This window comes from Methylophilus sp. (genome assembly GCF_052173275.1).
In the GTDB taxonomy this organism is placed as follows: domain Bacteria; phylum Pseudomonadota; class Gammaproteobacteria; order Burkholderiales; family Methylophilaceae; genus Methylophilus.
Window position 1 is genome coordinate 2,601,970 of sequence record NZ_JBQMUL010000002.1, and the last position, 23,229, is coordinate 2,625,198.

Below are 23,229 nucleotides of genomic sequence, written 5' to 3' on the forward strand. Positions count from 1 at the left end.
ACCCCTGCTTATTGTGGCACTTGCTCTAGGCAAGCTTCAAACTGCGCAATAGGCATGGGTTTGCCAAACAAATATCCTTGATAACGGCGGCAGCCATTATTCAATAACAACTCCATCTGTTCCTGCGTTTCTACCCCTTCGGCAATCACGCTGAGATACATGCTTTGTGCCATGGCGATAATCGTCCGTACGATGGTACGGTCATGGCTGTCTGTGACGATATCATTGACGAATGAACGGTCGATCTTGAGCTGGTATAAAGGTAATTTTTTGAGATATTGCAACGAAGAATAGCCGGTACCAAAGTCATCCAGTGAAAACTGGATACCGATATGGCTAAGCTCGGTCATGATACTCACGGCGTCATCCACGTTTTCTAACAACAGGCTTTCTGTGAGTTCCAGGCGCAACGCATTCGGATTGATCTGGTGTTTCTGGATGCAGGCTTTGACCATGGAAATAAAATTGGCCTGCCTGAACTGCCTCGCACTGATGTTCACCGATAAACTGAGGTCACTGGTTTTTCGTGCATGTTGCCACTTTGCAATCTGGGCGCAGGCCTGATCAAGCACCCACATACCGATATCAATAATGAGCCCGCTGGATTCTGCTACCGGGATAAACTGCAATGGTGAAATAAAGCCCCGCGCAGGATGCTGCCAGCGCAATAATGCCTCGGCGCCGAACGGCCGGCCTGTATGGTCAACCTGTACCTGGTAATGCAACGCCAGTTGCTGCTGTTCTATCGCCAGGCGCAAGTCGGCTTCCAGCATCACCTGGGTGGCGATTTCTGTTTGCATGCCGGGTTCATACACACACACGGTATTGCGCCCTGCCTGCTTGGCTCTGTGCATGGCGATATCTACCGCTTTCACAAAGTCGGTGTCACGTGCATCTACACTGTTAAAGCTGGATAAACCCATGCTGGAGGTGATTTGCAGCTTCTGGCTATCCACTTTAAACGCACGTTCAAATATCTTTTGCAGTTTTCGCTGCAGCACCCACACTTGTTGCATGGCTTTATCGGCTTCACTGGCAAGGCCGGACAGCAGGATCAGGAACTCATCGCCCCCCATACACGCCAAAAAATGGGGTTTAGCCACTTTTTGCAGCCGCTCGGCGACCTGCTGTAGCAAGCGATTGCCCAAGGCATGACCGTGCGCCTCATTAATCCATTTGAAGTGATCTATATCGAGATAGATCAAACCCCAGTGCTGGCCTGTCGCAGGCTGTAATTGCACCCGTTGCAACACTTCATAGGCTTTCCTGCGGTTAGGTAAGCCGGTCACCGGCTCAAGGTAAGCCAGGGCTTCCATGGTGTCCTGTGACAAGTGCCGATCGACCACAATGCTGATTAACTTGGCGGCCTGTTCAATCATGGATTGCTCAATGGCAGTCGGCGTTTGCGGCTGGCGGTAATAAATGGCAAGTGCGCCGAGAATGTCACCATCGGCAGTCAGTAAGGGTTCGGCCCAGCCTGCATGAATGCCGGAGGCTAGCGCGGTCTCGCGGTGATTCACCCAGTAAGGATGCGTCATTACATCGTCGACAATCACGCGTTGTTTCATGGCGATTGAAGTCGCCAGTGACCCATGATCTGTTTCCAGCTGTAGCTGCCGCAAAGTTTCGAGCATGGTCTGCGGCAAGGTAGGTGCAATCACTGTTTGCACCAGTTTCCCCAGGTTTTGCGTCAGCACAATGGCGCAATACATATCCGTATGTAGGGTTTCGATATCACGCGCAATGGTTTCCAGCGCCCGCGTTGCATCCGGTTCTTTAAGAACCAGTTCCAGCATAGAGAACTGGAAGCGCTCGTAAGCGATCGCGCGCAGTTTTTCTTGTTGCGATGCCTGCACTGCCTGGTGTTCATGGGTAATCTCGCGTACCAGCAATAAAGACCGCTGCTTGCCTGCATGATCGGAAAAATCATGCGTGATACATTCCAGCCAGCGATTCTGCTTGTCTTGTAATGCGAGCTGTATGGTGCGCTGGCTAATACCAGGCAAAGGCTGCGCGAGCATGCCTTGCAAAGGCGCATGCGTAATGGGAGGTAAACACTGCCATACCGAGGTGATGGCCTGGACTGTGAGCTCAGGCGCAAATTCAGGCACAGGGATATCGGCCCGATTAAAAAACAATAGGGCTACACATTTCCCCTGCTGATCGGTTTCTGCTGCTAACCCAAAACCAGAGGGGTCCGTCGTGGATTGCCATCTTTCAAACGTGCTGGCGAGCGCCTGATTCGCCAGAACGAATGCGCTGGGCTCGAGTATTACTTTTGACATCACATACCTTCACAACCGCAGTGTAAAATCCAACAGCCGGCAACCAAGCAACCCGCTACTTGTCGGTCGTTAAAATCACACACCCCAAAGAATTATTAGTGAGAGTCCCCCATAAAGCATGGCTCTCTTTATATTTACGATAATGTGTCTAAAAGCGCTAGTGATGTCAAGCACGAATAGAGAAGAAAATGACTGTGATGGCAATCACACAAGCGTTTAAATCCTTTGAATCAGCATGCGCAACCTAGCGTTACCGTCGCTGATTCAACGCCAGCTGCCAGCGCGCCGCCATTAACCCGGCAAACAGCACGCTATAGATGACAGGCTCAGTCACATCTTTTTTGACCAGCCACCAGAAATGCAATAAAGCCAGCACCGCGATCACATAGACCAGCTTATGCAGGCTTTTCCAGCGCTGCTTGAGAGCGCGGATCGCTCGCTGGTTAGAGGTGGCAGCCAGCGGTAAAGTCAACAGGAAAGCAGAAGCCCCTACCAGCACATAGGGGTGCTTGACTATATCTTTGCCTATATCAGACCAGTCAAAGCTATAGTCCAGCCACAGATAAGTCAGGACATGCACACAGGCATAGGCAAACATCCATAAGCCTAGCAAACGGCGCACAGCGATCAACCATGATTGCTGGGTCCACTGGCGCAAGGGCGTGATACTTAAAGAGAGCAGCAAAAACACCAGTTCCCAGGTGCCGGTGGAACGTTCGATAAACTCTACCGGGTTTGCACCCAGACCATCTGTCAGCCCCAGGATCAACAAGCGTAATAGCGGCAGGCAGGCACCTAGCCAGATCAGCACTTTCAGTGCGCGGATTTTGGCCGCAGGGCTTTTGAATAAGCGTGAGATTGAGGGTGTCATTAAAAAAGGGGATGCAATATAGCCTGCCGCGTGATCAAAGCCTTAAAAATTCTTTTTTAAATCCATACCGGCGTATAACTGCCCTACTTCATCATAACCGTTGAACATCCTGGTTTTGATCCGCCCAGCAAACAAACCCGCCCCTATGCGTTTTTCTGAAGACTGCGTCCAGCGTGGGTGATCGACTTGCGGGTTCACATTCGCATAAAAGCCATATTCACGGGGACCGGCCTTCACCCAGGTGGTGGTCGGCATTTTTTCGACAAAGCGGATAGTGCTAATGGCCTTGGCGCCCTTAAAACCATATTTCCACGGCACTATCAGGCGCACAGGCGCCCCATTCTGGTTAGGCAACACTTTGCCATACAAACCCACCGCCAGAATCGCCAAGGGCTGCAGCGCTTCATCCATGCGCAAGCCTTCAATATATGGCCAGTCAAGCACAGGTACGCGTGCGCCAGGCATCTGGCGCGGGTCATTATAAGAAACGAATTCTATATATTTGGCATTGCCGGTGGGCTGGGCCCAGTCAATCAACGCTTTGAGCGGCAAGCCTACCCAGGGAATGACCATAGACCAACCCTCTACGCAACGCATGCGGTATATGCGTTCTTCCAGAGGGGCTAATTTGAGTAGTTGTTCAATACTGAGCGTTTTCGGTTGTTTGATTGCGCCTTCAATTTTTATGGTCCAAGGCGAAGGCTTAAACAGCACGGCCTCGCGCGCCGGGTCTTCTTTGCCAGTGCCAAATTCATAGTAGTTGTTATAACTAGTGACATCCTCATAGCTGGTCAGTTTTTCTTCCTGGCCATAGGCAGTTTTTTGCGCAGCCAGCGTGGCTGCAGCGGCTTTTGCGTGCAGTGGTAGCAACAAGCCGGTGGTCATTGCACCTGCCGCTTTAAGCAGGATACGCCGCTGTTTGAAAACTTCGATGGGGGTGATTTCAGAAGGCTTGATGTCACTGGGGTTACGGCGATTGTTATCCAACAACATACTGACTCCTCGGGTGGTTCAACTGGATGACGCGTGTATCAGTTTCGACCTTGAAACAGGCAAAAGAATTCCAAATAGCTAACGATATCGATGGTGAAAGCGACATAAGCAAAAGGGCTAAAGTCAGAGATAGACTTTAGCCCTTTAAGCTTACCAGCAGTTTAACCGCGCTGGCTGGATTTTCTCAATGCAATGCCTACAATCATCCCCAGGCCAGCCAGTAGCATGGCATAGGTTGCTGGCTCAGGCACAGCAGCCACACCTGCCAGGCCATTGAAGGTGCCATTCAGTGTGGTGACATATGTCGCTGAGCCATTACTCAGATTGATAGAAAACAACTGTGAATCCAGGGTGCCGTCGTTAAAATTCAGCAGTGCATAGGCTTTACCGTTACCCAGGATATCAAAGCCATTGGCAAATAAAGGACTCACCCCCAGTGACCCTACTGTCTGAATCCCGCCATTAGTGGCCGGGCTGTTAAAACCGGTATTCAGGAAATGCAGGCTATTGCTGGTCGTATTGATGTAATACAAATCAGTCGTATCGCCTGAACCGGGGCTTACACCGGGATTAGAGTTGGTATAAGCCACCGCAGTGTAGCCATTGCCGATGTTATTGGTTGTGTTGCCTATGACGCCAGTATCTGCATTCACGGCATAGTTATTCCCTGCCCCAGTCACGACACGCAATGAGGCATTACCAGCAAAATCGGCTGAAGGATTGAAGTCTATGCCAACAGATTGATTAGCTAATGATGCGCCACTCAAACTGGTTTTCAGCGTTGCAGCGCCGGTGGTGGTATTGAAGGTATACAGATTATTGGCGCTAGTGACACCGTATACCAGGCCGTCAGTTGGTCGCAGATCCACCCCTAGCAAGCGTTCACCCTGGGACAAACCAGAAATGTTGATATAGGAAACAGCCCCTAGATTAAGGGTATCTATGACTGCCAGTTGATTACTATTAAACGTGTATAGCGTGTCAGCAGTTGCCTGGAAAGCACCAGCCAGCATGACCGTCGCAAGCATTGCCTTGTGAACAAAGCGAATATCCATGGTTAACCTCTCATAAATCATTTTTATATAAAATTCTGAGACACCCCGATAAACTATATCACGATAAATAATTATTAAGTTAATAATTATTCTCAACCACTATTGCGGTGGTAATTATTAAATATCAATGCATTTAGTAACGAGAAAAGCTGGCCGGTAAGACAGTTAACCAGGTGTATTTACTGCATAGGCGTATTTAAAAAATAAGCGGCAGCCGGAATATCAGTGCCACTCGTTTTGATCGACAGAGGATAGTAACTGCTGGGTTTAAAGGATGATTATGGTTTTGCCGCACGGGCTTGGGCCAACAGATCCGTTAATTCATCATCCTGGATTTTGCGGCTGATATTCTCTGCCTGGGCCAGCAATGTTTCGGCGCCAGCTGCATCTCCCTGCGCGCGTTTGACCTCAGCCCAGTGGATGGCGGTTTTGGCTTCATAAAAGCTGCCGCCATTTTCTTGCGCATATTCCATCAGGCGTTGATAAGTTCTTTCGGCACCGACAAAGTCTTTTTTCGCGACAAAAAGTTTGGCCAGCTCTAGGCTAGCTTCAGCGTATTGTTCTGGTGCTGCAGATTTACGCAACATCATCACGCCTTTTAACTGGTATTCGATGGCATGGTCAAATTGCTGTAATTGTTGGTAAGCCAAGGCTTCATGCACATAGCTATCTGCACGCTCATCATCATTTAAAGCCAGTTTCTCACCTGACTGAAAAGCCTGCAGCGCTTCGGCATACTGGCTATTGCCATAGTAGGCCTCACCGATCAGAGTATGCGCAATACGCACATAACGACGCATATTTTGCTGTTCACTCGATTTCAAGGCCTGCTGATAGCTCTCAAGCGCGCCTGCCGTATTTTTAGAGGCCTGTTGCGCATGGCCAAGTAACATATAGGCAGAAACCAGATCCAGGCCTTGCGGCTTGAGCGCAATGGCTTGTTTAAAGCTTTCTTCTGCGCCCGCTTGTTGGGTTAAAGCCGCTTGCGCACGGCCTTTGCATAACCAGAACTCCGGCTGGTTTGCATGCTGCTCGGCAATTTTAATCGCTTGCACATATTGTTGCCTGTATACAGCAGCATCACAAGCATCAAGCGTCGCATCTCTTGCTAATACATTATTTAAAATCAACATATTAAATAATACTATTAAAGTAAATTTTGAATACATTTCAAAATAGATCCGGTTGTTTTTCAGTGTTTTCAATAGTGCTTTCAGGAGCTGCAGGCGATGATTGCAGCATCGCCAGTAACGCAGATTCATCCAGAATAGCGACGTTTAATTGCTGTGCTTTTTCCAGCTTGCTGCCTGCTTCTGCCCCAGCGACCACATAACTGGTTTTCGCTGAAACACTGCCACTCACTTTACCGCCCACCGCTTCTATCATGGCTTGCGCCTGATCGCGTTTCAGCGTCGGCAAGGTACCGGTCAGTACGAACGTTTTGCCTGCAAACGCAGCCGATTGAATTTTTCTGGGAATATCTGCCCAATGCACGCCTAATTCACGCATGGCGGCAATCACCTCGCGGTTGCGTGGCTCCAGGAAAAACTGATAGACGGCATCGGCCACGATAGGGCCCACGTCATTCACCTGCATCAAGCTTTCAATATCGGCCTGCATCAATGTGTCCAGGTCGCCATAATGCTGCGCCAGGTCTTTGGCCGTTGCCTCACCCACATTGCGGATGCCCAGTGCGTAAATAAAACGCGGCAAACTCGCTTGCTTGCTCTTATTAATCGCATCCAGCACATTCTGTGCTGATTTTTCCGCCATCCGGTCCAGGCCGGACAACATGGGCAGGTCAAGACGGTAAACATCATCCAGATGGTTGACCAGGTTACGCGCTACCAGCTGATCCACCAGTTTTTCACCCAGGCCTTCAATATCCATCGCGCGACGCGAAGCAAAATGCGTCACCGCCTGCTTACGCTGTGCCGGGCAGATCAACCCACCCGTACAACGCGCGATAGCTTCATCCTGCAGGCGCACCACATGCGAACCGCACTCAGGGCAAGTGGTTGGCATGATAAAGGCACGTGCATCGGCTGGCCGCAGCTCCGGTTTGGCCGAGACAACCTCAGGAATCACATCCCCTGCCCGCCTGACAATCACTGTATCGCCAATATGGATATCTTTGCGGCGTAATTCATCCTCGTTATGCAGCGTGGCATTGGTGACGGTAACGCCACCCACAAACACCGGCTTCAGCCTGGCAACTGGCGTAATCGCACCTGTGCGGCCTACCTGCACAGTAATATCTTCCACCAGCGTCACCGCCTCCTCTGCTGCAAACTTGTGTGCGATAGCCCAACGCGGCGCGCGTGAGACGAACCCCAGTGTGCGCTGTAAGTCAAAATCATTGACCTTGTACACCACACCATCAATGTCAAACGGCAGGCTGCTGCGTTGCGTACCAATCTCTGCATAATAATCACGCAACCCCTGCGCCCCTGTTTTGACTGTGCGCAACGATGTGACCGGAAAGCGTAAATCCGCCAGGTATTGCATGGCTTCAGCATGCGATTGCAGATCAGGAATACCTTCGCTCGCCCCCAGGCCATAGGCAAAAAAGTGCAGTGGGCGTTTTGCGGTGATATTGGAATCCAGCTGACGAAGACTACCTGCGGCCGCGTTGCGCGGGTTGGCAAATAATTTTCCACCGACGGCGGCTTGTTGCTGATTTAGTTTTTCAAAGTCTTTTTTCAGCATCAGCACTTCGCCACGCACTTCGAGTAAAGCCGGTGGCTGTGCTGATGTCAGCCGGGTGGGTATGGCGCGTATGGTTTTCAGGTTATGGGTGACATTCTCACCGGTGTAGCCATCGCCACGCGTCGCGCCTTGCACAAATACGCCATGCTCATAGGTCAGGGTAATCGCCAGGCCATCGAATTTTGGCTCTACCGCATACTCAACCACGGTTTCATCCGTGGCTTCGCGCACACGGCGGTCAAAGGCTTCCAGCTCTTGTTCGCTAAACGCATTATTTAGTGAAAGCATGGCTTGCCGGTGCTGCACGCTCTCAAAAGCGGCTGAGGCTAGCCCGCCAACACGCTGGCTGGGGGAATCTACAGTGATGAGTTCAGGATATTGTTGCTCAATCTGTACCAGTTCACGGTAAACCCCATCATATTCATTGTCACTGACCAGGGGTGCATCAAGTACGTAATAGTGGTAGTCGTACTCGGCGATACGCTGCTTGAGCTGTTGTAAAACCAGCGCAGCCTCATTGGCAGACATGATTAAGAGAACAGGCGTTTGGCATGGCTGCTACCGGGAGCTATCCCCTGCGCTGCCATGGCATTAGAAATATTTTTTAACTGCTGACGGATCTTATCGAGTTGCGGATCACCAATCGGCTTGCGATTCACATCAATCAGGCTAGCTGTCAGGCTGCCCGACATATTGCGCGCCAGTTCTACCATGCGGTCAAACACCTGCAAGCTGTCAGAAGTGGTAGGAATATCCAGCTGGAATGTCATGCCTGTCATCACGGCAGTTTTTAGCATCTCGCCAGAGAAAGGTTTACCTTCATAATTACGCACCGAAAATTCCAGTTCGCCTTCGTTATTGAACAGCTCAAAGCGACCTTCGGCACTGAGTTGCATGCCGCAGGCTTCGGCTAAACCGCGTAGCTTGGTGGCATGAAACATACCTTGATTCGCCAGCACATGAAATTCGACGGCTTTATCGACCTCGATACAGAAAGTATCAATGGCCTGCGCTTGCTGTGATGGCTCATAGCCGCCTTGCCAGTGTATCGTCAGCCCCAGTGCGCGCGTCAGCGTTTCCATAGACTTTTGGAAACGCTTCAGGGTTTCCTGATCTACCGGGCCACCGCGGTCAGCCAGTTGCAAGCTGCACACCACCTGGCTGAGCGGTACTTTATTCTGCATCGCAGCGGCATCCATTGCCAGCACATCCAGCCAGCTAGCGGCTGAAGTACTTTGCCCCCACAACGTTGCGTGATGCGGGAATGTCCTTGCCTCTGCCTGCAAATCTTCCAGTTCAACCAGCATCACGCCTAACGGCGCATCAATCACACCTACCCAATCCATTGCCGTGTGCAATACCGGGGGTAATGTGACCGCTGTAACAGCTTCATCTTCTGGCGTATTCACAGCCAAAGGTGCTGATTCAGCTTCATCATGCAACATTTCAGGATAAGCTGGTGCTTGCTGGTCAAATGCTGGCGATTGTGATTCAGATAAACTATTTGGGGTTTCTTGCGCGGCTTGTTGCTGTAACGCAGAAATGGATGGTTCTTGTTTGAGGTCGGCCTTGAACGGAGCAGGTTGATTTTTAGCTACTACAGGGCGTGTGTCATTGGCTGGTTTATTCTGGGGAATGCTGGCCGGGTTTTGCGTAGTCGTTGGTTTGTTTTTTTGACCATCCCCGACTGTGAATTCTGGTTCGAATTTTGCTGACTGACGGACACGAGGCTCCGACATCCAGCCTTCTACATCTTCAGGCACGGCATTGTTGCCAGCGCCTGATGTTTTTTGGGCAGTATCCGTCTTTTGGCCGCTAGCAACTTCACCGTCGAGTACATCTGTACGCGTATGGCTGAAGCGATATTCCACATCTTTACGGTACTTTTTTTCTTGCCACCAGTTAAAAACTACCACTGCCAGTACAATGCTGAGCCCCAGCAATACCAAAATCATCCACAAATCAGACATGTATGGTTACTATCCCTTAAAACTCCGCGATATGATACAACAAAACACGCATTACGCCGCATGCATGCGTATCGCCTCATCAATATCAACATCTACAATCCGCGACACGCCGGATTCCTGCATGGTAACGCCTATTAGTTGTTGAGACATTTCCATTGTGATTTTGTTGTGCGAAACAAACAAAAATTGTGTTTTTTCTGACATCACCCGTACCAACTGGCAAAAACGCTCGGTATTGCTGTCATCCAACGGCGCATCGACTTCATCCATCAAGCAGAATGGCGCCGGATTCAGGCGGAACAGCGCAAATACCAGTGCCATCGCCGTCAAGGCTTTTTCACCGCCAGAAAGCAATTGTATGGTGGTGTTCTTCTTGCCGGGTGGTTGTGCAAACACCTGCACACCCGTATCCAGGATCTCATCCCCCAGCAGTTCCAGCTTGGCCTGCCCGCCATTGAATAAGGTTTGGAACAACTCGCCAAAATTACGATTGGCCTCTTCAAACGTCGCCCGCAGCTTGCCACGTGTCTCACGGTCTATCTTCTGGATCGCCTCTTCCAGTGTTTCACTGGCGGTCAGCAAATCCTTCAGCTGGCTATCCAGATAGCCCTTACGCTCTTTTTCAACCGATAACTCTTCAATGGCCGCCATATTGACCGGCCCTAACTGTTGCATCTGCAATTGCAGTTTTTGTGTGGTTTGAGCCAGCACCTGCACTTTACTTTCCAAAGACAACCCTTGCTGGATAACAGCTTCCTCCAGTCCGGCGTCTGCCAGTGCCGCCTGGCATTGCTCTACTTGCAAGCGGCATTCCTGCTGTTTAAGGCGTCGCTGCTCTACGGCATCTCTTAAGGGGTGTAACTGCTGCTCTACCTGCATGCGGTTTCGCTCTTGTGTTTGCAAGACGCTTTCCTGTTCGGCAAGCTGGTTTCTCGCCAGCGCAAGCGCCTGTTCGCAGTCATGCTGTTGGGTTAAAGCGTGTGCCAGATTCGCCTTGAGCGTTTCCATATTGCTGATCGCCAGTGTTTGCTCAGTCTCGAGCAGGCGATGTTGCAAGTTCTGGCTTTCCTGCTCATTATTGGTGAGTCGTTGCTGCAAATCGTTGACGGCATTTGTGAGCAATGTCTGCTCAAACACTTGTGTCTGATGCGCTTTTTCAGCCTGCTGCACGGTATCACGTAAATTGAAATACGCCTGTTCTGCCTGTTGCTTTTGCGCTTGCGTGTCACGTGCCGTTTGCTCCAGGCCGGAAAATTGCGCTTGATGATGGGTGATGCTAGCTAGCGCTGCTATGCTTTCTGCATTTAAACCGTTTTGGCGACTTTCGGCCTGCGTGATTTCACCCTGCAACCCCGCCTGACGACGCACTGCATTATCGTGCGCCTGCTGCAAGCGTGATATCTGCATCTGTGTATCATGCGTGCCTGAGGTCAATTCTTTAATGTGCAGATGGCTTTGCTGTTGTAACTGACGCGTATTTTGCAGCGCGGATTCTAATGATTGTGCCTGTTGCTGGGTGAGCGTCACGGCTTGCTGCGCCTGGCCCAGGCCTGATTGTAGCTGGTCTAACTGCTGCTGCCGCTCAAGCACCCCTTGCATCTGGTTCTGGCGGCCATGAAATACCGCACTATATCGTTGGTAAACATCCCCACTTTTAGTCAGCAGACTCAGGCCAGCGGTTAACTGAGGCTGATAATGCGCAAGCTGCTGTATATCATCCAGCACATATACGCCAGCCAGCCAATACTGCAATGCCGCAGCCACTTCAGGCTGCTTGATCGTCAATAAACTGAACAGGCTGGTTAAGCCCTGCCATTGTTCTGGTGGTGTCTCGGCGGCTGACCCTGCCCTGGCAATCGCCAACGCTGCCTGTGGATGTGGCAGTTGCGACCAATCCGGCAGGTTTGCGGGCAATAAGGCGTTTAGCTTACTGCCCAGGAATGCCTCCAATGCCGCTTGCCATTCGGCATCTACCTGAATGGCTTGCCATAGACGCGGCGCCGATTGCAGCCCTGTTTTCTGCAGCCATGGCCCTAATTGCTGGTCCTGCTTCATACTTTGCTGCAATTTTTGCAATGACTGGATCTCAGCCTCCAATTGATGCAACGCGCGCTGGGCCTGTTGCCAATCACTGCGAGCCTGCTGCAACGCCTGCTGCTGAGTGTTTTCGTCTGCACGACACTGTGCCAGCTGCTTTTCTTCATATTGTAAGGCAGACTGCTGTTCTATCAGTGTTTGTTGAAGTTGCCCTAAAGCCTGCGTATCCGGCAGTGCCCACTGCCCTAACTCATGTTGCAATTGCTGCAGTCGTTGCCCTACTTCAGCCAGGTTGCGCTGGATAAAGTTGGCGTTATTCTGTTCCAGTTGCATTTGCTGGCGGCTCTGTTGCACGGCCTGCTGTGCCTGGTTGGCGGTTTGTTGTACTGCTTGCAGTTGCGCTGATTGCGCTGGTAAATCCTGCTGCATGGTTTGCAGATTGAGCGCATGCTGCGCGACTGAACCTTCAGCCATTGCCAGGGCAGCCGTTTTGTCAGCTAATTGCGTCTGTAATTGTTGTTGCTGTTGCGCCCTGTGCTCCATCTGCCTTTGTAGTTGCTGTTGCTCCTGCAACAGGCGATCACGTGCCTCTTCAGATTGCTTAACCTGCAACCCGAGATTAGAGACCTGTGAATTCGCCTCGTAAAAAGCCGCCTGCGCCGTATGTAATTGGCCAGAGGCCTCCTGGTGCTGCTGGCGCGATTGCTCAAGTTGCAGCTCATTGCTGCGTAAATTGGCCATTTGCGCTTCCAGCGCATTGACCGCCTGCTCAACCGCCTGCGAGGCGGCTTCATGCTCCAGCACCGCATCGCGTTTGCGTAGCCACCACCATTGCGCCTCAGCGAGTTTGTGCGATTCCTGCAAGGCATGAAACTTTTGCGTGACGACGGCCTGCGCTTCCAGCTTGATGATCTGCTTGTTCATCTCACGCGAGATATCCTCTACCCGCTCCAGATTTTCGCGCGTATCGCGTAAGCGTAATTCCGTCTCGCGACGACGCTCTTTATATTTGCTGATGCCTGCCGCTTCTTCCAGAAATACCCGTAGCTCTTCCGGCCTGGCCTCTACAATGCGCGAAATCGTATTCTGGCCAATAATGGCATAGGCGCGACCACCCAGGCCAGTACCCAGGAACAGATCAGCCACATCCCGGCGGCGCACCGCAGTATTGTTGATATAGTAAGTAGAGCCTTTATCTCGCTCAATCACGCGCTTGACCGAGATTTCAGCGTATTGATTCCACTCGCCGCTGGCCCCGCCCAAGCTGTTATCAAATACCAGTTCCACACTGGCACGTGAAATAGGTTTGCGATTGCCAGAACCATTAAAAATCACGGCATCCATGGCATCGGCACGCATTTCCCTGGCGGAAGATTCTCCCAGCACCCAACGCACCGACTCCATCACATTGGACTTGCCACAGCCGTTCGGCCCGACCACGCCCACACGCTGCCCGTGCAAATGAATGGTAGTCGGATCGACAAAAGACTTGAAACCAGCAAGTTTTAGATGAGTGAGACGCAAAGTAAGAAAAACGCTTATAAGAATTTGAATGATTGCTTAAGCGTTATAATACCCACTTTTATCAAGAAACATAGCCTGCAATGAACGAACATTTACTCGGTGGCAAACCAACGGCTGCACCCGCCAAGACCCTGGAAACTTTTGACAATCCAAATCCAACCCGCGATTTTCATATTCATATGGAAATTCCGGAATTCACCTGCCTGTGCCCGAAAACCGGCCAGCCGGATTTTGCGGTGATTTACTTGGACTATATTCCTAACAAACTGTGTGTGGAATTAAAGAGCCTGAAACTCTATATGTGGGCATTCCGCGATGAAGGCTGTTTCCACGAAGCGGTGACCAACCAGATCCTAGATGACCTGGTCAGCGCCATTGATCCCAAGTTCATGCGCGTCACTGCCAAGTTTTATGTACGCGGCGGCATTTTCACCAACGTGGTCGCTGAACATCGCGCGACTGGCTGGCAACCACAACCGTACGTAGAGCTTTCCCAGTTCAGCGCACAAAGTAATATCCGCGGCTAAAAAGCGCGTCTTTCAAGAAGCACTGGCGCTGAATGACCGGCAATCGCAGTTTTTTCCATAATCCTGCGAAAAATCGTTGACAAGATAAGTGCCCGTCATTAATATGGCGCCTTCTTTGATTTGCAGCGCAAAGCGAAGAAATGCAGTACCAGGATTCGGGGGTATAGCTCAGCTGGGAGAGCGCTTGCATGGCATGCAAGAGGTCAGCGGTTCGATCCCGCTTATCTCCACCAAGTGATTGAAAATATTGAGTTTTTTGTAAAAAATATTTTTCGATTTCTTGAAACAATGGTATACTGCACACGTTGTAAAATTTCTTAGGTCCCCATCGTCTAGAGGCCTAGGACACCTCCCTTTCACGGAGGCGACCGGGGTTCGAATCCCCGTGGGGACGCCAGCTACTTCTAAGTAGTTGATTCGAAAAAATAATCAATAGATTCATACAGATACGACCTCAAGTGTTACACATAACTGTTACACTCGAGGTTTTTTCATTTGTACAAGTCTATTCATATGTATCTCAGAAATGGTGTCTACTATTTCCGTCGAAGAGTCCCTAAAGACCTTCTCCAGCACTACTCCCCGAAACTAGAGTTCAACTACAGTTTAAACACCAGTGATCGTGCTGAAGCAGATCGCCTACAACGCTCTCACTCAGTTAAGCTTGATGAAGAATTTGAACGTGTACGCAATGGCAAGACCGCCCCTGAACTTCATACAGTATCTAAAGATGTTATTACCTCACTTTCAAATCTGTATGAGGCCCACATTCTTGAAGAGGATGAAGAGGTACGGATTGAAGGGTTAACTGATAGAGACTATAGAAAGCTTGATGAGACCTTCAACATAGTTCATGCCGGAGCTAGAGCTGATCTAGCCAGGGGCAATACATCCCTAATTGAATTTGAGATGGAAGACTTCTGTGAATCTCACGGATTCAAGATTGCTAAAGGAAGCGCAGCTCATAAGCTCCTCTCCTATGCATTCCTGAAGGCCACAGTACAAGCAAATCAGAAACTAATACTCAGACATCAAGGGGAAGTTATAGAGACCCCTAGCCCTCAAGCTGTAAAGGCTCCAGCGTCTAAAGCGCTCTCCGAACTTGATACATTTGAAGACCTGCGTGATTACTGGCTTATGCAATCTAGTAAAGGGCGTACAGCCTCAGCCGATGCCAATACAGTTATTAGGAAATTCAGGGAGTATGTAGGCCAGCTCCGCCCCGCTGAGGTCACTAATCAACACATCGCAACACTTAAAGATAAGATGCTTGAGGCTGACTCAGCACCGGCTACGATTAACAAAAGCCGAGGGATACTTGCAGCTATGTTTAGTACTGCTGTAGCCAACTTCAAGTTATCTAGCAACCCTTGCCAGGGAATGAAGAAACTTGATGTGCCTGATAGGGAGGAAGAGTCACCCTACTCTATTCAAGAGCTAAATCTTATATTCAACTCGTCTGTATTCAAAGAAGGCTTTAGGCCCTCCAAGTTTAAGGGAGAGGCAGCTTTCTGGCTTCCACTGATTGGACTGTACACAGGTTGCAGAGTTAACGAAGGCGCTCAACTATTTACTGAAGATATTGGTGAAGATGAAGGTATCCCATATCTAGTTATCAAGCCGGATTCAGCCACAGGCCGAAGCGTTAAAGACGGTAAGCGAAGATGTGTACCTATCCATCCTGATCTAGTGCGCATGGGCTTTCTTGAGTATGTCGCCAGGATGAAACGAGAAGGCCACACTCAGTTATTCCCTGAGCTTAAAACTACACGGTCTCAAGGGAAACTTGGGGACAAGTGGGCGGCCTGGTGGAGTAGCTACGTTAGGAAAGACTTAGGCATCACTAGAATCCCTCAGCCTTTTCACGCCTTCAGGCATACCTTCGTAGAGCATGGCCGAAAGTCTAAAATGCAATCGGAACTTAGAAGGATTATTGAAGGGCACACCCCGAATACAGTAGAGTTTAAAAGCTACGGAAGTAACCAGTACCCGCTTGAGCCTTTGTATGAAGAGATTCTGAAGCTGAAATTTAGAGGCTTGGATTTAAGCCATTTATTTCGTTTATAGTGTATATATTATAAAAACAAATAAGTGAGCATATATGCGTGTTACACACCTTAATATAAAAGGTTTCAGGTCTATTGAGTCATCTCCTAAGGCAATAGTACTCAATAATTTGAATATTCTTGTCGGTGCAAATAATGCAGGGAAATCATCAATTATCAAGGCATTGCACCTGTTGCAGACTGGCTCTATCAATCCCGAAGACATTCGTGCCGGACATGAAGCATACACTGTAAATATTTATTTAAAGGATATTCCATCCGGTCACTTGATACTAAAAAATAAACCATGGAGTTCAGCAGAGTTTTCTATTTATTATGATAGAAAAGGTAAACTATCATTTTCCCTCACGCAAGGTGAAAACGCTTCAAATACAGAACAGGTACCGAATAAGGAGCCAGTACACTTTGTTGTTCCTTTTCTCGCAAAACGCAAGACAGCATCATTCGCGCAAGACGTTAGGCAAGAGTACGCATTGTCAATTGCTAATGATCTACAATATCTTGCAGCAAAACTAGCTCGAATTTCTAATCCAAGCTATCCCACTCATGATGCATATGTAAGTACATGCAAAGCTGTATTGGGGTTTCTAATAAGTGCTGTACCTAGTGAACAAGGGCTAAAGCCAGGTATATACCTACCAGATCGAAGTACAATACCTATTGAACAAATGGGCGAAGGCGTTCCTAATATTGCTGCACTATTAATAAGCCTCGCTGAATCAAGAGGGAAGCTTTTCTTAATAGAAGAACCTGAAAACGACTTACATCCCAAAGCTTTGAAGGCTCTTTTAGATTTAATTATAGAGAGCTCTAATCATAATCAGTTTGTGATCTCAACTCACTCAAATATTGTTGTACGCCACCTCGCCTCGGTAGAGGGAAGTAAACTTTACAATGTAAAAACTGAACCAGATGTCCTACCAACAAAAGCCACCATTGAACTAGTACCTCAAACTGTTGAAGCGAGAATGGCAGTACTTAATGACCTCGGTTACTCATTTTCCGATTTCGAGTTATGGGATGGCTGGTTAATCCTCGAAGAAGCTTCGGCAGAGCGAATAATAAGAGATTACTTAATCCCATGGTTTGTACCAGAGTTAACTAGAGTCAGAACGCTCTCAACGGGAGGTGCGGACGCAGTAGAGCCTACATTTAATGACTTCAATCGTCTGGTGCGGTTCACACACTTAGAGGAAGCTTATAGAAATAAAGGGTGGGTGCGTATAGATGGCGATGCGAAGGGTACGAAAATAGTTGCACAGTTAAAAAATAGTTACGCCGCCACATGGGAAGCTGACAGATTCGCCACCTATACAGAGAATCAGTTTGAGGAGTATTACCCCAAAGTTTTTGAAGCAGATGTTAAAGAAGCTTTAGGCAAACAGGGACAAGAACGCCGTGAAGCAAAGAAAGCTTTGCTAGATAGAGTAAGAGCGTGGCTTGATGAAGACAGGACAAGAGCTGAAGCCGCACTTAAAGAATCCGCAAAGGAAATCATTGAAGACTTGCAAGTGATCGCAGCACAGCTAAAAAGCACTTAATCGTAAATTTACTACAAAATTCCGTCAGGGTATATCGTAGCCTCACCAGCAGTAAATACCCCCCATAGCCCCTTCAGTTACACTCCAGTTCACCTCTAGTTATCAACTCGTGTAAATGTAGATACAATCCAACAAACAACACAGGGGGTAAGATCGCATGAAGCTACACATAGCAAAAACCCCAATATGACGCACTCACACTGGGGTTTCCTCGGTATATCCCTTAGCCTATTAAGCTCATTATTGATTACTTGTTATTCCTTCGACACTCTCCTCATAACACTTCAGTTTCAACTTAAGCTCTACACTCCCTCCCTACTGAATCCAAACATCAATCCCAATACTTCAAGATAAACACCCCCGCTTTCGTCACGGTATAAATCAACTCTTCTAAATGTGCTTAGTGATCGTTGTACATGCACAGCATAGCCAATGATACTTACGAATAATGCTGATAAAGCCACATCTAATTCAAACCAATTCCCAAACTTAAATAACACTTTTATTCCCTTTCAATTATTGTTTTGTTTAATTGCTTATTTAAGTTATCACTTAATAAATCCTTTTGTAAACAATTATCTGCATTCCACTTAGGGAAAGTACATTAAGTTTAAATTGGTAGTATTGATAATTTTTTACTTATTGAATTCATGAGCTTTAAATTTAAATAAATTTATCGTATGATTATCACTCGTTGGGAATACATCTCATTAAGATGTTGCCCGAATTAATCAATTACTCTACTCAAAAGGTAAAGGGTTGAGCCATGAAACAATCATTTCATTTCAATCACAATGGTGTTCAAGTCAGTAAGTCTGCTTTAGTAATTCACGGCAAGACTTATCCTATGCAGGACATAAAATCATTCAGGGTAGCCGAATCGAATACACTTTCTAGCGTCGGTGTTTTATTCATGCTCCTAGGCTTGTTACTTTTAGTGGAAGAAGAAGCACTCTTCGTAGTTGGGGGATTTCTTCTGCTAGCTGGCGTTTTGATGCGTTTTGCTCATGACCCTGCTTATTCACTATTCCTAACAACGTCAGATGGTGAAAAGTCAGTACTTATATCCAAAGACATTCTCTACATCAATAAGATTTTGAGAGCTTTGGAAGTTTCTATGACTGAACACTGGGAACAATCCCAAAGCTTCGATAGTACTTTTGACTCAGCTTCTCTAAATAGCTAGTGTCATCTTAGGGTGTACCTCAGCCTGACGTCAGTACATCCCTTTAATTGTGTCAGATTAGGATTAATATTTAAATTAGTTGACACATAATCCAGAAGGTCTTAGACTTCATCCTGACACATTCACTCAGGGAGACACCTTCATGACCACTAAGCACACAGGCCAGCTTGTAGGCTATATCCGTGTATCAACGTTAGACCAAAGCACTAGCAGATAGGATGAACAGCTCCAAAGCTTTAACCTAGATGTTATATACACCGACCAAGCAAGTGGTAAAGATACAGCTAGGCCACAACTACAGGAGGCGCTAAAGCATTGCCGTAAGGGGGACACTCTCATCGTGCATTCAATGGATCGCCTGGCACGGAACCTGGACGACCTTAGAGCGATTGTAAAAGAGCTGACCGATAGAGGCGTGGCTGTACAGTTTGTTAAAGAGAGTATGACCTTCACAGGGGAAGACTCACCTATGTCTAAGCTTATGCTGTCGGTCATGGGTGCCTTTGCTGAGTTTGAACGGTCACTGATTAAAGAGAGGCAGCGCGAAGGGATTGCTATTGCCAAGACTAAGGGTGTCTATGCGGGACGAAAGCCGACCTTGAGCGACGACCAAGCGGCTGAGCTGGTGGCTAAGGATAAGGCCAACGGACAGAAGAATAGAGCCGCTTTAGCGAGGGAGTATGGAATCTCCAGGGAGACTCTTTATCAATACTTAAGAGCCGCTGAAGCATCACCAGCCCAGGACACGCAAGCATGAGGCACATATTCATCGGTGTCTTGATGGTAGGCGGTGCGCTTCATGGAAGAAACGGGAGTAAATATGGTTTAATTACTTTGTACGCTGCGTCTGCGTATTGAGCTAGTTTAATTAGTTTATCCGCTTTATCACCAGTTTCGGCAACCCGTTCAACAATCCCACCTAACTTAGAAAATACCCCTTTAACTTCTTCTTCGGCATCAGCTAATTCTGAGTTGAGTTGGTCACTATGAATAATGACTTCACCAGTATAGCTAGTGACTGCACTTCTTAAAGATTGAGCCCCTTTAATTCTGGCTGATAATACTGACTTTTTTAATGCTTTGATTTGAGCAACAATAAAATGCCGCAAGTTTGGAGACATCTCTATCGAAATGATGTCAATTTCAAGCAGTCGGATTGCCTCTAAAATTTCGTTAATCTCGTGTTCATTTGCCTCTTCTTCATCCAAGCTACTTAGCAGTGCGGATGCCCACTTCAGAGTTTCTCTACTTTTGGACTCTAAAAGAAACCTTTTAATATCCATGAAGTTACCATGAATAATAGCTGGTGATGCGTACTGTTTGAATCTTGTAAGACCTGATTCACCGAATTCACTCTCAATGCCGAAACTAGGTAAAAGATTGCATACAAATTGCATGTGTTCTCTCAATGCTACAAGGCTTATAACCAAATCATCTTCAAAATCTAACTCGGTATTTATTGAGAATGTATTTGCCCAAGCAATACCTGTTTCAGTGTTATCTGGTTGCTGGACTAATTTGTCATATATCGAAAGTAATCTTTGGGCAGGGTTCATGCTCTCGCACCTGTAAATAATCACCAATCATTATGCCTGAAAACGCTCAGGAACGACCTACAGCACATTATATGATGAGGGGCTGAGGTCTTACCATTGGCTATTTAAAGCGGTGGCTTCAGCCATTAATTACTGTATGTCCAGATGACTAATCTTCTGTTTGAAGGTGTTGGCTGAGAAGTCGGCTGATGCAATACATCCTGCCATATCAATTTCTTGGTTGCTGGTATCAATGTAGCCCATTCCCCAGCTGCTATACAGTCTGCTTGTCTGGCGTCCATTGAGTGCCACAAAGATGTTTTTATGACGGACATCACGTAGGATATTGTCTAGTAGGGTATCTACTGCTGCTGCCCCACCTTCAAAGTATTGAGTGAAATTCAAGCCATCAAATAACAATACACCTGAAATCTCACTCTTACTGTTTTCAGCGCGAGCGGTCTTGATAATGTTTGGCACTTCCATCACGTCATAATCCTCTTGGTTTAAGACGCTCGTATACAAAACAAATTTCATCACCACTCCTTAACTGCGGATAGTTACTTAGCCGATAGTACACCTTAATTCTAGAACCCTTACAGAATACTAAGCCCTCACCTGAGGCACCCCCTCCCAGCTCGCAAAGTTAGGACTCTTGAACTCTCGCCTCATTACCCAACCCCGATGAACACCTTCAGAATCAAGCCACAGCGCACCATCTCACCTCAACCCAAGCATCCCATTGACCCATAGTTAAAGTGCCTTACAGCAGCTACAATAAGCCTTACTGGCAACTTATAACAAACGAGAATAATGATGCAGAAATACTTAATCAATATTGCCTTCTTTGCTTTAGTAGCAGTAGCAATCTACGCAATACGAATCAATCTTGTACAGGATTTTGCAGACAAACAAATCCATAGAGCTGAGCAAAGACAACAAGAGTTCAAGGAACTCTCAAAGCAACGCCTAGAGCAAGACAGAGCAACAGCAGAACAAAAGCGATTAGATGAGCCCGTGAAGGTCTTAGTGAGAGCTAAAGACGTTAGAGCGTGCATGTCTGACCTAGGGACTGATACTCTTAATAATGAAGTTATTGAGTGCACTAAAGACCACTACATCACAGCTAAGCGTAGAGACGTGGTACAAGAGTAAGTTATTCTTCCCACAGGGCCTCCGGTTTCTTACCTTGTTGTATTACCGCCCAAGCATCTAGCAGCGCTCGCTCATTAGCTTGAATCCACTTAATGATAATCTTGAGAAACTTGCTATCCATTTCACCCGCAAGTGTCTCTTGAGTTTTGATACACAGAGAGATCGCCTCGTCCCCATTCCAGTACACATGCACGTGTGGCTTTTGGTGATTGTCCTCTTTGTACATGCAAACTCTAAGGCGGGGGTATCTTTGATTTTGATAGACTTGCTCCCTGGTTTGATATGAACCAGTCAACGTGGCTATGACTAACTGACGCTTTAATGATTTGAATGAAGACTCGTCCATCTATTCAACCTATATGGCTTCTGCAAAGGGACACTCAAGGCTTCCTTTAAGCTGGCTTATACCTTTGTCGCAACCTGCTTAGAATAATGCGTTATAGCTCGATTGCATAATTGAATGTACAGCAATTGCTTTAGAACTCTCCCCCACTCCTTCGCCATTCAGCTTGATCTTCAAGTAGCATCTTGAGGTTCTGTTGTTTTCTCCTGTAGTTCTTTGCGCTGTCATATACAGACCAGCTCCAAAATATTAGGAAAATTAAATACACAATAGTTGCGCGGGCTGTAGTAAATACAGGCGACCCATTCCAAAATATCTCATCCTCAGGTACACCCCTCGCCAGAGAGTACAGCTCCTTACGAAAAAGTATCAGTACATAAAAAACTGTACCTATAACAAAATGGGTTACCGCCTCAATCCTTGTTATGAATAAACCTTTGAACGGCCATCCTATCATTATGTTTTCCGATCTTCTTTGTGTTTCAATAGATTTAAACTGACTATATCAGCAATCTAGAATACCGGCCTGTCACGCCTGGGGTCTATTTCAGTTTTACTCCAGCCGCTTAATTCAAAACTGAGGCAACTGTACACCCTTACTTGAACAGGCTGAATATCTGAGACCAGGCGTAATTTTGGTATAGATGCCCAGCCCCGAAGACTAGTACCGCGACCACTATGAGCAGTGTAATTTTGGCTGTATCTTTAATTATCTTGAGCATCCCGGTTCCCTTTGTTTTCTTGTGGTTATCTCAATTGTAGGGGATAAACGCCCACCTTCGGAGAACCAGGCGCTGAGCAAGCCCTAGCAAGGACTTCAGGAAATAAAGGGGGATAAACCCTCACTATAGTATAAAGAACCGTTTCAATTACCCTACCACAACTAAAATTCCTGCTCTAGCTTTGCAGGTACACAGTAGCTAACACCTGGAAGGTGCTAGTGAGTTCCGACAAGTCCATCATTGAGTCTTCCCCAGGCTCTCTACAGCGCACAGCAGATGGACACCGTTTACCATGAGTTACGTTTGATTGTTGTACACCCTCTATCCGCATCCGCAGGTTGATCTAGGAGGTACACCGAAAGTAACAGCAGAGGAAGTGATGCACCCTCTGGCTTTGGTAAATGGCTGTGGATGCGGGAAAAGCTAAAGGTGAACATATAGTTGTGGTAACTAAAGATTTAAACTTAAGTGTTAACTGTAGTGTTAATACTTACCTAGAATACTTAATACAAATACTACTTAAGATTAACTTCAGTAACACTTAAGTGTCTGTACTGACCAGTACATCCCTGTACCAATCTAGCTAAAGCACATCTTAAGTTTTCACTTCAGTGTCCTCTATGGACGGAGTACCTATCAAGGTACATCCATTAATACATCAAGCTTCAGTCACACCTCAGTAACACTATAGCCCCACCTAAGACAATTTT

At 47.6% G+C, this 23,229-nt stretch carries 18 protein-coding genes and 2 tRNA genes; 8 read left to right on the forward strand and 12 right to left on the reverse strand.

Features of this window, described 5'->3' with window-relative positions; translation table 11 throughout:
- Positions 1-8: 8 nt before the first annotated feature.
- The 8 genes from ACTS9Y_RS13690 to smc all read right to left on the reverse strand — a co-directional run bounded on the left by ACTS9Y_RS13690 (position 9) and on the right by smc (position 13,444).
- Positions 9-2,285: a putative bifunctional diguanylate cyclase/phosphodiesterase gene (locus ACTS9Y_RS13690; RefSeq protein ID WP_442586479.1), complete on the reverse strand. Its 2,277-nt coding sequence runs from the start codon at positions 2,283-2,285 to the stop codon at positions 9-11.
- A 250-nt stretch (positions 2,286-2,535) separates the two neighbouring features.
- The gene (locus ACTS9Y_RS13695) at positions 2,536-3,156 is read right to left on the reverse strand and encodes a sulfite oxidase heme-binding subunit YedZ (RefSeq protein ID WP_442586480.1); all 621 of its coding nucleotides are present in this window, start codon (positions 3,154-3,156) and stop codon (positions 2,536-2,538) included.
- Between the two features lie 42 nt (positions 3,157-3,198).
- Complete coding sequence (gene msrP, locus ACTS9Y_RS13700; protein WP_442586481.1) at positions 3,199-4,149, reverse strand: protein-methionine-sulfoxide reductase catalytic subunit MsrP; 951 nt, start codon at positions 4,147-4,149, stop codon at positions 3,199-3,201.
- 161 nt (positions 4,150-4,310) lie between these two features.
- Positions 4,311-5,204 carry a DUF4394 domain-containing protein gene (locus tag ACTS9Y_RS13705; RefSeq protein ID WP_442586482.1) on the reverse strand — a complete coding sequence of 298 codons (894 nt, stop codon included), beginning with the start codon at positions 5,202-5,204 and terminating at the stop codon, positions 4,311-4,313.
- Between the two features lie 278 nt (positions 5,205-5,482).
- Positions 5,483-6,337 carry a hypothetical protein gene (locus tag ACTS9Y_RS13710; protein WP_442586483.1) on the reverse strand — a complete coding sequence of 285 codons (855 nt, stop codon included), beginning with the start codon at positions 6,335-6,337 and terminating at the stop codon, positions 5,483-5,485.
- 37 nt (positions 6,338-6,374) lie between these two features.
- Positions 6,375-8,441, reverse strand: coding sequence for an NAD-dependent DNA ligase LigA (gene ligA, locus ACTS9Y_RS13715; RefSeq protein ID WP_442586484.1), 2,067 nt, complete (start codon positions 8,439-8,441; stop codon positions 6,375-6,377).
- 2 nt (positions 8,442-8,443) lie between these two features.
- Positions 8,444-9,883, reverse strand: a complete 1,440-nt coding sequence (locus ACTS9Y_RS13720) for a cell division protein ZipA C-terminal FtsZ-binding domain-containing protein (protein WP_442586485.1) — start codon at positions 9,881-9,883, stop codon at positions 8,444-8,446.
- Positions 9,884-9,934: 51 nt separating this feature from the next.
- Positions 9,935-13,444: a chromosome segregation protein SMC gene (smc, locus tag ACTS9Y_RS13725; RefSeq protein WP_442586486.1), complete on the reverse strand. Its 3,510-nt coding sequence runs from the start codon at positions 13,442-13,444 to the stop codon at positions 9,935-9,937.
- Between the two features lie 80 nt (positions 13,445-13,524).
- Here smc and queF point away from each other — a divergent pair, with 80 nt between their 5' ends.
- The 7 genes from queF to ACTS9Y_RS13760 all read left to right on the forward strand — a co-directional run bounded on the left by queF (position 13,525) and on the right by ACTS9Y_RS13760 (position 19,521).
- Positions 13,525-13,971: a preQ(1) synthase gene (queF, locus tag ACTS9Y_RS13730; protein ID WP_442586487.1), complete on the forward strand. Its 447-nt coding sequence runs from the start codon at positions 13,525-13,527 to the stop codon at positions 13,969-13,971.
- 157 nt (positions 13,972-14,128) lie between these two features.
- A tRNA-Ala gene (locus ACTS9Y_RS13735) sits at positions 14,129-14,204 on the forward strand.
- Positions 14,205-14,292: 88 nt separating this feature from the next.
- Positions 14,293-14,368: transfer RNA gene (locus ACTS9Y_RS13740), tRNA-Glu, on the forward strand.
- A gap of 116 nt (positions 14,369-14,484) precedes the next feature.
- Positions 14,485-16,038 (forward strand): DUF6538 domain-containing protein, encoded by a 1,554-nt coding sequence (locus tag ACTS9Y_RS13745; protein ID WP_442586488.1) that lies wholly within the window; start codon positions 14,485-14,487, stop codon positions 16,036-16,038.
- 34 nt (positions 16,039-16,072) lie between these two features.
- Positions 16,073-17,578 carry an ATP-dependent nuclease gene (locus ACTS9Y_RS13750; RefSeq protein ID WP_442586489.1) on the forward strand — a complete coding sequence of 502 codons (1,506 nt, stop codon included), beginning with the start codon at positions 16,073-16,075 and terminating at the stop codon, positions 17,576-17,578.
- 766 nt (positions 17,579-18,344) lie between these two features.
- Entirely contained in the window at positions 18,345-18,764 is a 420-nt protein-coding gene (locus ACTS9Y_RS13755) for a DUF6232 family protein (RefSeq protein WP_442586490.1), read from the forward strand.
- A gap of 250 nt (positions 18,765-19,014) precedes the next feature.
- A complete protein-coding gene (locus ACTS9Y_RS13760; RefSeq protein ID WP_442586954.1) occupies positions 19,015-19,521 on the forward strand; it encodes a recombinase family protein in 507 nt (168 codons plus the stop codon).
- 40 nt (positions 19,522-19,561) lie between these two features.
- Here the strand turns inward: ACTS9Y_RS13760 and ACTS9Y_RS13765 are convergent, their stop codons facing one another.
- The 3 genes from ACTS9Y_RS13765 to ACTS9Y_RS13775 form a co-directional block, all read right to left on the reverse strand.
- The gene (locus ACTS9Y_RS13765; protein WP_442586491.1) at positions 19,562-20,320 is read right to left on the reverse strand and encodes a hypothetical protein; all 759 of its coding nucleotides are present in this window, start codon (positions 20,318-20,320) and stop codon (positions 19,562-19,564) included.
- A gap of 129 nt (positions 20,321-20,449) precedes the next feature.
- Positions 20,450-20,836, reverse strand: a complete 387-nt coding sequence (locus ACTS9Y_RS13770; RefSeq protein ID WP_442586492.1) for a BLUF domain-containing protein — start codon at positions 20,834-20,836, stop codon at positions 20,450-20,452.
- A 69-nt stretch (positions 20,837-20,905) separates the two neighbouring features.
- Positions 20,906-21,010 carry a hypothetical protein gene (locus ACTS9Y_RS13775; protein WP_442586955.1) on the reverse strand — a complete coding sequence of 35 codons (105 nt, stop codon included), beginning with the start codon at positions 21,008-21,010 and terminating at the stop codon, positions 20,906-20,908.
- Positions 21,011-21,115: 105 nt separating this feature from the next.
- Between ACTS9Y_RS13775 and ACTS9Y_RS13780 the strand changes: the two genes are divergently transcribed.
- Positions 21,116-21,454 (forward strand): hypothetical protein, encoded by a 339-nt coding sequence (locus tag ACTS9Y_RS13780; RefSeq protein WP_442586493.1) that lies wholly within the window; start codon positions 21,116-21,118, stop codon positions 21,452-21,454.
- 1 nt (position 21,455) lies between these two features.
- On the opposite strand, the gene ACTS9Y_RS13785 is transcribed toward ACTS9Y_RS13780, so the two are convergent.
- Complete coding sequence (locus ACTS9Y_RS13785; RefSeq protein WP_442586494.1) at positions 21,456-21,680, reverse strand: DUF4160 domain-containing protein; 225 nt, start codon at positions 21,678-21,680, stop codon at positions 21,456-21,458.
- Positions 21,681-23,229 lie beyond the last annotated feature (1,549 nt).

Coding starts and splice junctions, on each gene's coding strand:
- ACTS9Y_RS13690 (WP_442586479.1), bottom strand. CDS start 2,285: ATGTCAAAAGTAATACTCGAGCCCAGCGCATTCGTTCTGGCGAATCAG.
- ACTS9Y_RS13695 (WP_442586480.1), bottom strand. CDS start 3,156: ATGACACCCTCAATCTCACGCTTATTCAAAAGCCCTGCGGCCAAAATC.
- msrP (WP_442586481.1), bottom strand. CDS start 4,149: ATGTTGTTGGATAACAATCGCCGTAACCCCAGTGACATCAAGCCTTCT.
- ACTS9Y_RS13705 (WP_442586482.1), bottom strand. CDS start 5,204: ATGGATATTCGCTTTGTTCACAAGGCAATGCTTGCGACGGTCATGCTG.
- ACTS9Y_RS13710 (WP_442586483.1), bottom strand. CDS start 6,337: ATGTTGATTTTAAATAATGTATTAGCAAGAGATGCGACGCTTGATGCT.
- ligA (WP_442586484.1), bottom strand. CDS start 8,441: ATGTCTGCCAATGAGGCTGCGCTGGTTTTACAACAGCTCAAGCAGCGT.
- ACTS9Y_RS13720 (WP_442586485.1), bottom strand. CDS start 9,883: ATGTCTGATTTGTGGATGATTTTGGTATTGCTGGGGCTCAGCATTGTA.
- queF (WP_442586487.1), top strand. CDS start 13,525: ATGAACGAACATTTACTCGGTGGCAAACCAACGGCTGCACCCGCCAAG.
- ACTS9Y_RS13745 (WP_442586488.1), top strand. CDS start 14,485: ATGTATCTCAGAAATGGTGTCTACTATTTCCGTCGAAGAGTCCCTAAA.
- ACTS9Y_RS13750 (WP_442586489.1), top strand. CDS start 16,073: ATGCGTGTTACACACCTTAATATAAAAGGTTTCAGGTCTATTGAGTCA.
- ACTS9Y_RS13755 (WP_442586490.1), top strand. CDS start 18,345: ATGAAACAATCATTTCATTTCAATCACAATGGTGTTCAAGTCAGTAAG.
- ACTS9Y_RS13765 (WP_442586491.1), bottom strand. CDS start 20,320: ATGAACCCTGCCCAAAGATTACTTTCGATATATGACAAATTAGTCCAG.
- ACTS9Y_RS13770 (WP_442586492.1), bottom strand. CDS start 20,836: ATGAAATTTGTTTTGTATACGAGCGTCTTAAACCAAGAGGATTATGAC.
- ACTS9Y_RS13780 (WP_442586493.1), top strand. CDS start 21,116: ATGCAGAAATACTTAATCAATATTGCCTTCTTTGCTTTAGTAGCAGTA.
- ACTS9Y_RS13785 (WP_442586494.1), bottom strand. CDS start 21,680: ATGTACAAAGAGGACAATCACCAAAAGCCACACGTGCATGTGTACTGG.